The following is an 8167-nucleotide window of genomic DNA, read 5'->3' as shown; positions in this document are numbered from 1 at the left end:
TCGCCCCCGCCGCCCCTACCCAGACCCGTCTCCTGGGGGCTGCCGCCCCCAGACCCCCGCTTTCGGCCTGAACGGCCTCGTCCTCAAACGCCGGACGGGCTGAAAACCAGCCCCTCCGGCGTTTGAGGAGCGGGGGTCCGGGGGCTGGCCCCCGGGTCGGGACGGGAAGGGGCGGCGGGGGCGGAACACTCCTACAGCAGGCCCGCCGTCGCCAGGAACTTGCCCACCCGTTCCACCTCGTCCGGCGACAGCGGCACCTGCGGCTCCGCGGTCGCCGGGCAGTCGATCACGCCTCGCAGGTGCAGTGCCGCCTTGAAGGCGCCGAGGGCCGATGAACTGCCGCCCATACGACCCGGATCTCCGGCCCTCACCATGCCGAACAGGGCGCACAACCGCTCCTGTTCGGCACGCGCCCGCTCCCAGTCCCCGGCCCGGCACAGCGCGTCGAGGCGGACATAGCCGTGCGGATCGACGTTGGCCAGCCCCGGCACCGCTCCGTCGGCACCGAGGGCGAGGGCGGCGTCGACGACCAGCTCCGAGCCGGTCAGGACGCTGAAGCCGCGGATGTCGGACCGGTTGCGCGCCCCGCTGACGACCTCCCGGAAGCCCCCCAGATCACCGCTCGAGTCCTTGAGCCCCGCGAGCACGCCCTCGGCGGCCAGGTCGAGCACGACGTCCGCGGGCAGTTTCGTGTGCACGGCGGACGGAATGTCGTACGCGACCACCGGCACCGGTGACGCCGCCGCGATCAGCCGGTAGTGGCGCGCGATCTCCGCCGGATGCGTGCCCGCATAGAACGGCGCCGTCACCACCACCGCATCCGCCCCCGCAGCCGTCACCGCCGCCACATGATCCAGCACCCTCGGCGTCGTCATGTCGATCGCCCCGGCCAGGACGGGCAGTCGACCGGCCACATGAGCCACCACCGACTCCACCACCAGCCTGCGCTGCCCGTCCCGCAGAAACGCCGCCTCCGACGACGACCCCAGCACGAACAGCCCGTGCACCCCGCCACCCACCAGGTGGTCGACCAGCCTGAGCAGCGAGGGGACGTCCACCTCGCGGTCCGGTGTCAGGGGCGTGCAGACGGGCGGGACGACACCGGTGAGCGGCGTGGGGATCGTCATGAGGGCTCCGTGGGGCGGTTCTGGCGTACCAGGTGCTGGGTCGACTGGTTCTCCTCCACAGGATGGTGGCAGCGGAAGTGGTGGCCCGCGCAGGACGCGGCCGAGAAGTCCGGCATTTCCGCCGCGCAGATCTCGTCCGCCTTCCAGCACCGCGTGCGGAACGGGCACCCGCTCGGCGGCCGCGTCGCCGACGGGACCGGGCCGGTGAGGGGGATGGGGTCGATGGGGTTCAGGAGGCCGGGGGTCGCCGAGAACAGGGCACGGGTGTACGGGTGCCTGGCCCGGTCCGTGACCTCCGCGGCCGGGGCCTCCTCGACGATGCGGCCGAGGTACATGGTGATCACGCGGTCGCTCATCCGCCGTACCGTCTGGATGTCGTGCGAGACGAAGAGCAGCGCCAGGTTCAGGCGTTCCTTCAGGTCCAGGAGCAGGTTCAGGATCTGGGCGCGTACCGAGACGTCCAGTGCGCTCGTCGGTTCGTCCGCCACCACCAGGCGCGGGTTCAGGGCCAACGCCCGTGCGATCGCCACCCGTTGGCGCTGGCCGCCCGAGAGCTGCCCGGGCAGCGCGTCCGCAAGGGCCCGCGGGAGACCGACCAGGGACATCAACTCCCGTACCCTCTCCTCGCGTTGGCGCCTCGTCCCCCGGTCGTGCACGTCCAGCGGGTCCCGCAGGATCTGCCGCACCGGCAGCCGGCGGTTCAGAGCCGTCGACGGGTCCTGGAAGATCATGCCGGTGCTGCCGCCGACGGTCGCCCTGCGTTCGGCCGGCCGCAGGGACCACAGGTCGCGGCCCCCGAAGGACACCGTGCCGGAGGTCGGCCGGACCACGCCCACCAGCACCTTCGCCAGCGTCGACTTCCCGCACCCGGACTCGCCGACGACGCCCACCGTCTCGCCGGGCGCGATCGTGAGGTCGGCGCCGGTCAGCGCGTACACCCTGTCCCGGGTGAACAGGCCCCCGCTGCGCGCCTTGTGGACGACATGTGTGTCGGACAGCTCGACGATCGCGTTCACTGCGCGGCCTCCGGCTCCGACGCCACCAGTTCGACCGCCGGGTGGTGACAGGCCGCCGTGTGCGTCGGCGTGCCCAGCAGGGCGGGTGGGGTGGTGCGGCAGATGTCCGTGGCGAGCGGGCAGCGGTCGGCGAAACGGCAGCCCGCCGGGAAGTCCGCGGGGGACGGGACCACGCCCCTGATCTGTGTCATGCGTTCGGCCGCCGACTCCAGGGACAGCACACTGCCGAGCAGTCCGCGCGTGTAGTGGTGGGCCGGCGCCTCCACCAGGTCCGCGGTGACGCCCGTCTCCACGATCTGTCCGCCGTACATCACCGCCACCCGGTCGGTGACGTCCGCGACCAGCGCCAGGTCGTGCGAGACGAGGACCAGCGCGAAGCCCAGCTCCTGGCGCAGCCGCAGCAGCAGCTCCATGACCTGTGCCTGCACCGTCACGTCCAGCGCCGTCGTCGGCTCGTCGGCGACGATCAGCTGCGGGTCGCGGGACAGGGCCATGGCGATCAGCACGCGTTGGCGCTGACCGCCGGAGAGTTCGTGCGGGTAGCTGCGCAGGGTGCGGTCGGGGTCCAGGCCGACCATGGCCAGCAGCTCGGCGGGACTACGGCGGCCGCCGCGCCGCACGACCTGCTTGAGCTGGGCGCGGATCGTCATCGCGGGGTTGAGGGACGACAGCGCGTCCTGGTAGATCATCGCCATCTCGTGGCCGAGGAGGCGTCGGCGTGCCTTCATGGGCAGGGCAAGCAACTCCCGTTCCTTGAAGCGTACTTGGCCTCGGACGCGGGCGCCCTTCGGCTCCAGGCCCATGACGGCGAGCGCCGTCAGCGACTTGCCACAGCCCGACTCGCCCACCAGGCCCAGGACCTCACCGGCGTGCACTTCGAAGCTGATCCCGTCGACGATGTCGACCCCGCCGTGCCGCCCTTCGAAGCCGATGGCAAGGTTCTCGACTGCTAGGACCGCCGGTCCGGCAGCGCCCTGAAGGGGCGCGGGGCTGTATTGAATCTGCGGCTTCCGCCGCGCGGGCGCGACCAGCCCGGACGCCGCCGCAGTCGCGTGACTGCCAGTCGTGGCACTTCCCGTGGCGTGCCGCCCCCGCAGCCGCTGTGCGGCGGCCGCCAGGCCAGGGAGTTGCAGAACCTCCCCGCTCCCAGGCTCCGCAGCCTCCAGTCGGTCGTCATCCGCGCGTACGTCGACCTCCCGCGCCGGCGGAGCCGCCCACGCATCCGACACCCCCTCCGACAGAACGTTCAACGACAACACGGTCACCAGCATCAGCAGCCCCGGGAAGACAGTCGCCCACCACCCCCCGGTCAACACCATGTCCTTGCCGTCCGCGATGACACTCCCCCAAGAAGGGTCCGGAGGACGAACCCCCGCCCCGATGAAGGACAGCGAGGCCTCGAACACGATGGCCTCGGCCACCTGCACCGTGCAGAACACCAGCACCGGCGCGGCACAGTTGACGGCGACATGGCGCAGCACGATGTGCGGGGTCCGGGCGCCGATCACCCGTTCCGCCGTCACATAGTCCTCGCCGTACTGGTCGAGGACGTTCGCCCGTACGACCCGTGCCACCGGCGGCATGAACAGGAACGCGATCGCGCAGATCAGCACGGTGATCCCGCCGCCGAACACGGCGACCAGGACGGCCGCGAGCGCGATGCCCGGGAACGCCATCACCACGTCGAGGCAGCGCATCAGCGTCTCGTCGACCCCCTTGCGGGAGGTGGCCGCGACCGCGCCGATCAGCGCCCCGACCACCAGCGCGAGGGCGGTCGCGCCGAGGCCGATCGCCAGCGACCAGCGGGCGCCGTACATCAGCCGGCTGAGGATGTCCCGGCCGAGGCTGTCCTGGCCCATCCAGTGCTCGGCGGACGGGTGCCCGGTGCCGTCGACGGGCGGCTGCTGGTCGAGCGGGTCGTCCGGTGCGAGCAGGGGCGCCAGCAGGGCCACCAGCACCACGACGGCCAGGAAGCAGACCGCGGCCTTCGACAGCGGCGGCAGCCGGCGCCGGCCGCGCAGGCGGACGCCGGGCCGGGACAGCGCCTCGGTGAGGCTCCTGCGCGTGAACTGCGGGAACTGGGAGGTCATGCGGTCGTGTCCCTCAGTCGCGGGTTGACCAGCAGGTAGAGGAGGTCGATGACGAGGTTGACGACCACGAAGCCGGTCGCCGTGGTCAGCACGACGCCCTGGACGACGGCCGGGTCGCCGTTCTTCACGGCGTCGATCATCAGCTTGCCCATGCCGGGCAGCGAGAAGATCGTCTCGATGACGACCGCGCCGCCGAGCAGATAGCCGACGCGCAGACCCAGCACGGTGAGCGGGTTGATGAGGGCGTTGCGCAGCACGTTGCGGCCCACGACCACGCGTGGCGGCAGGCCGCTGCCGATCGCCGTGCGGACATAGTCCCTGTCCAGCTCCTCCACCACCGACGTCCGGACGATCCGGGTGAGTTGGGCCGCCACCGGCAGCGACAGGGCGAGGGCGGGCAGGGCCATGGTCTTCAGCCAGCCGGTGAAGGAGTCGGCCGGGTTGATGTAGCCGCCGGTCGGGAACCAGCCCCGGTCGACCGCCAGGTACTGGATCATCAGCAGCGCCAGCCAGAAGCCGGGGGCCGCGACGCCGGTGAGCGAGACGACCCGGATGACCTGGTCGGGCAGCCGGTCCCGGTGGATGGCGGCCGTCACGCCGCCGACGAGGGACAGCACCACCGCGATACCGAGGCCCAGGAAGGTGAGCTGGAGGGTGAGCGGCAGGGCGGTGGTGACCTGGTCGACGACGGGGGCGCGGGTCAGGGCGCTGGTGCCCAGGTCGCCGTGGAGGAGGTCGCCGACGAAGTGGACGTAGCGCACGGGCAGCGGGTCGAGCAGGCCGTTCTGCTCGCGGAAGTCGTGCAGCTGCCGCGGGGTGGGGTTCGCGCCCTGGAAGAACGCGGACGCCGGGTCGACGTCCGAGAAGCGCATCACCAGGAACACGAACAGCACGATGCCGAGCATCAGCGGCACCAGCAGGGCGATCCGGCGCAGCAGGATGCGGAGAACCGCGACCATGGGGCTAGACCCACCTGGCCTGGAGCAGGTTGATGCCGGGATACGGCTGCGCCCTTATGCCGGCGAGCTGCTTCGGGTCCCAGGCGGTCATCAGCTCGTTGTGGACGACCGGGTAGAGGACGGCCTGTTCGGCGACCACGTCGATGTAGTCCTGGATCATCGTCTTCTTCTTCGCCGGGTCGGCCTCCCGGGTGGCCCGGTCCATGTCCTTGAAGAGCTGCTTGGCGACGGAGTTGTCGGCCCAGCGCGTGTACTGCATCCACAGGTTGGTGGGGCCGTAGTTGTAGTGCATGATCAGGTCGGCGTCGAGGCCGAACTGGTTGGGGTTCGAGGCCGCGGCGACGACCTGGTAGTCCTGCTTCTGGTCCATCTTGGTGAAGACGGCGGTGGTCTCCTGCGGCGAGAGGGTCGTACGGACCCCGATCGCGTCCCAGGAGGCCTTGATGGTCGGCAGGCAGTCGACGATCCAACTCACGTTCACCGCGAGGATGTCGATACTGAGATTCTTGACCCCGGCCGCCTTCAGCAGGGCCTTCGCCTTCTCGGGGTCGTAGTCGTAGACGGTCTTCGCCCGCCGGTAGCCGGGGTTGCCCTCGTTCAGGAACGAGGACGACGGCTTCCCGTGCCCCTTCAGCGCGACCTGCACCATCTTCTCGGTGTCGATGGCGTAGTGCAGCGCCTGCCGCACCCGTACGTCGTCGAAGGGCTTGTGCCGGGTGTTGAACATCAGGAACAGGTTGTTCATGCCTGCCCCGCCCGCGACCGTCAGTCCGCCGCGCTCGAGCTGCTGGATGTTGGCGTAGGGGATGTTGTCGGCGATCTGCGCGCCCGCGCTGGAGCCGGAGATCCTCGCGACCCGCGGGGCGGCGTCCACGATCGTCAGCCAGTTCATCTTCTTGAAGGCCGCCGGGCGCGGGCCGTTGTAGTCGGCGAACGCCTCGAAGGTGGTGTTCGACTTCGGGTGGTGGGCGGACTGCCGGTACGGTCCCGAGCCGATCGCGAGACCCGTGACGGCCTGGTCCCAGGCGCCCGGCTTCGAGAAGACGTGCTTCGGCATGATCTTCGCGAGGGTGAGCCGGGAGAGCCCGTCCGGGAAGGGGAACCTGAGCACCAGCTCGACGTTCCGCGCGTCGATCTTCCGGACCTCCTTCAGCCAGCTCGCGAAGAAGCCCTTGGCGAGGGTCTGGGTCTTCGGGTCGAGGATCCGGTCGAAGACGAAGACGACGTCGTCGGCGGTGACGGGCTTCCCGTCGTGGAACTTCGCTCCCGCCCGCAGGGTGAAGTTCCAGGAGGTGGAGTTCAGGTCCTTCGGCACGGCGGTCGCGAGCGCCGCGTACGGCTTGCGGGAGATCGGGTCGGTGTCGAGCAGGCCCTCGTAGATGTGGTTGTTGGCGGCCATGCAGAAGGCGGACGCGGTCTGGGTGGGATCCCAGGTGCCGTCGTTGCCGTAGCCGATGACCGCCGTCAGCGTGCGGTCCCTGCCGTCCCCGCCGCCGGTGTCGTTGGTGGACTGGGGCCCGGACGAACAGGCCGACAGCGACGCGGAGACGGCGGTGGCCGCACCCAGCGCGCCGGTGTACTTCAGGAAGGTCCGGCGATGCACGGTGTCCTCCAGCGGAGAGTGCCATCGAAGAGCGACATCGAAGAGCGACATCGAAGAGCGAGGAGATACGACGTCCTACGTCCTGTCGTCAGCCGCGACCATAGGAGGGGCCCCGGGGGCGGTCAAGGGCCCGCACACGAATGGCGTAGCCGCCATAGGTCGGCCCAATGGCGGTGCGAAATGGCGGGAGTTGGCGCATGTCACTGCCGGACATGGGACGTGGGACGTCCGGCGCGCGTACGATGCGGCGCATGTCCGCGGAGTCGAGGACCAGCCGGATACGGCGCGAGGTCGTGCAGCTGATCCTCGACCGCAGACTCGGGCCCGGCGCCCCGCTGCCCACCGAGGCCGAGCTGATGGAGGACCTCGGCGTCAGCCGCAACTCCGTGCGCGAGGCCCTCAAGGCGCTCCAGGCGCTGGACATCGTGGAGATCAGGCACGGCTACGGCACCTATGTCGGCCAGGCGTCCCTGACCCCCCTCGTCGACGGCCTGACCTTCCGCACCCTGGCCCGGCACGACGACGACACGGGGGCGCTCGCCGAGATCCTCCAGGTGCGGGAGGTACTGGAGGAGGGGCTGGTCCGGCGGATCGCGGGGACGGTCACCGAGGCGGAGCTGGACGCGCTGGAGGCGGTGGTGGCCCGGATGGAGGCGGCGGTCCGGGCCGATCGCCCCTTGCCCGAACTCGACCGCGAGTTCCACGAGCTGCTCTACGCCTCCCTCGGCAACGCGCTCGTGCCCCAGCTGCTGGGTGCCTTCTGGACCGTGTTCCGCAGGGTCGCGGGCGCCCGCGGCCGACTCGGTGACCCCGCGCCCGAGGTGACGGTCCGCCGCCACCGGGACATCGTGACGGCCCTGCGCGCCGGGGACGCCGAGGGCGCCCAGCGGGCGATGGCCCACCACTTCCGCGGCATCGAAGCCCGTACGCTGACCCGATGACGGACACCTGGCATCCCGCGGACCCCGGTGTGCTGCGCCTGCCGTCGGGCCGGCTGGTCCGCGGCCGCGGGCTACGGCACCCCCTCGCCCCGGGGGCGCCCACCCCCTCGTACGCCCTCTACCTCCTCGGCGGACAACCCCCGCCCGTCCCCTGGGAGTTCACCTGGATCCGCTGGCCCGACTTCCGCCTCCCCGCCGACCGCCCGGCCGCCCGCGCCGCGCTGACCGCCGCCTGGGAACGGACGGCGGACGAGCGCGTCGAGATCGCCTGCGGAGGCGGCCGCGGCCGCACCGGCACGGCCCTGGCCTGCCTGGCGATCCTGGACGGCGTACCGCCGGGGGAGGCCGTGGCGTATGTGCGCGCGCACTACGACCGGCGGGCCGTGGAGACGCCGTGGCAGAAGCGGTACGTGCGGAGGTTCTGAACAGAG

Annotated in this window: 7 protein-coding genes; 2 read left to right on the top strand and 5 right to left on the bottom strand. The window is 71.2% G+C overall.

The window, feature by feature from the left end:
- Positions 1-191: 191 nt before the first annotated feature.
- The 5 genes from ACWC1K_RS47585 to ACWC1K_RS47565 are packed head-to-tail and all read right to left on the bottom strand — an operon-like array spanning position 192 to position 6846.
- A complete protein-coding gene (locus ACWC1K_RS47585; RefSeq protein ID WP_450840119.1) occupies positions 192-1127 on the bottom strand; it encodes a dihydrodipicolinate synthase family protein in 936 nt (311 codons plus the stop codon).
- Positions 1124-2143, bottom strand: coding sequence for an oligopeptide/dipeptide ABC transporter ATP-binding protein (locus ACWC1K_RS47580; RefSeq protein WP_450840118.1), 1020 nt, complete (start codon positions 2141-2143; stop codon positions 1124-1126). Before ACWC1K_RS47580 ends, ACWC1K_RS47585 begins: the two co-directional genes overlap by 4 nt.
- Positions 2140-4233, bottom strand: a complete 2094-nt coding sequence (locus ACWC1K_RS47575) for a dipeptide/oligopeptide/nickel ABC transporter permease/ATP-binding protein (RefSeq protein ID WP_450840116.1) — start codon at positions 4231-4233, stop codon at positions 2140-2142. Before ACWC1K_RS47575 ends, ACWC1K_RS47580 begins: the two co-directional genes overlap by 4 nt.
- Positions 4230-5192 carry an ABC transporter permease gene (locus ACWC1K_RS47570; protein ID WP_450840114.1) on the bottom strand — a complete coding sequence of 321 codons (963 nt, stop codon included), beginning with the start codon at positions 5190-5192 and terminating at the stop codon, positions 4230-4232. The genes ACWC1K_RS47575 and ACWC1K_RS47570 overlap by 4 nt, the downstream gene beginning before the upstream one ends.
- A gap of 4 nt (positions 5193-5196) precedes the next feature.
- Complete coding sequence (locus ACWC1K_RS47565; protein ID WP_450840112.1) at positions 5197-6846, bottom strand: ABC transporter substrate-binding protein; 1650 nt, start codon at positions 6844-6846, stop codon at positions 5197-5199.
- Between the two features lie 191 nt (positions 6847-7037).
- Between ACWC1K_RS47565 and ACWC1K_RS47560 the strand changes: the two genes are divergently transcribed.
- A complete protein-coding gene (locus ACWC1K_RS47560) occupies positions 7038-7736 on the top strand; it encodes a FadR/GntR family transcriptional regulator (protein ID WP_450840122.1) in 699 nt (232 codons plus the stop codon).
- Complete coding sequence (locus tag ACWC1K_RS47555) at positions 7733-8161, top strand: phosphatase domain-containing protein (protein ID WP_450840111.1); 429 nt, start codon at positions 7733-7735, stop codon at positions 8159-8161. The genes ACWC1K_RS47560 and ACWC1K_RS47555 overlap by 4 nt, the downstream gene beginning before the upstream one ends.
- Positions 8162-8167: the final 6 nt, after the last annotated feature.

Source organism: Streptomyces sp. NPDC001492, from assembly GCF_053597275.1.
This window is presented reverse-complemented; position numbering and strand designations above follow the sequence as displayed.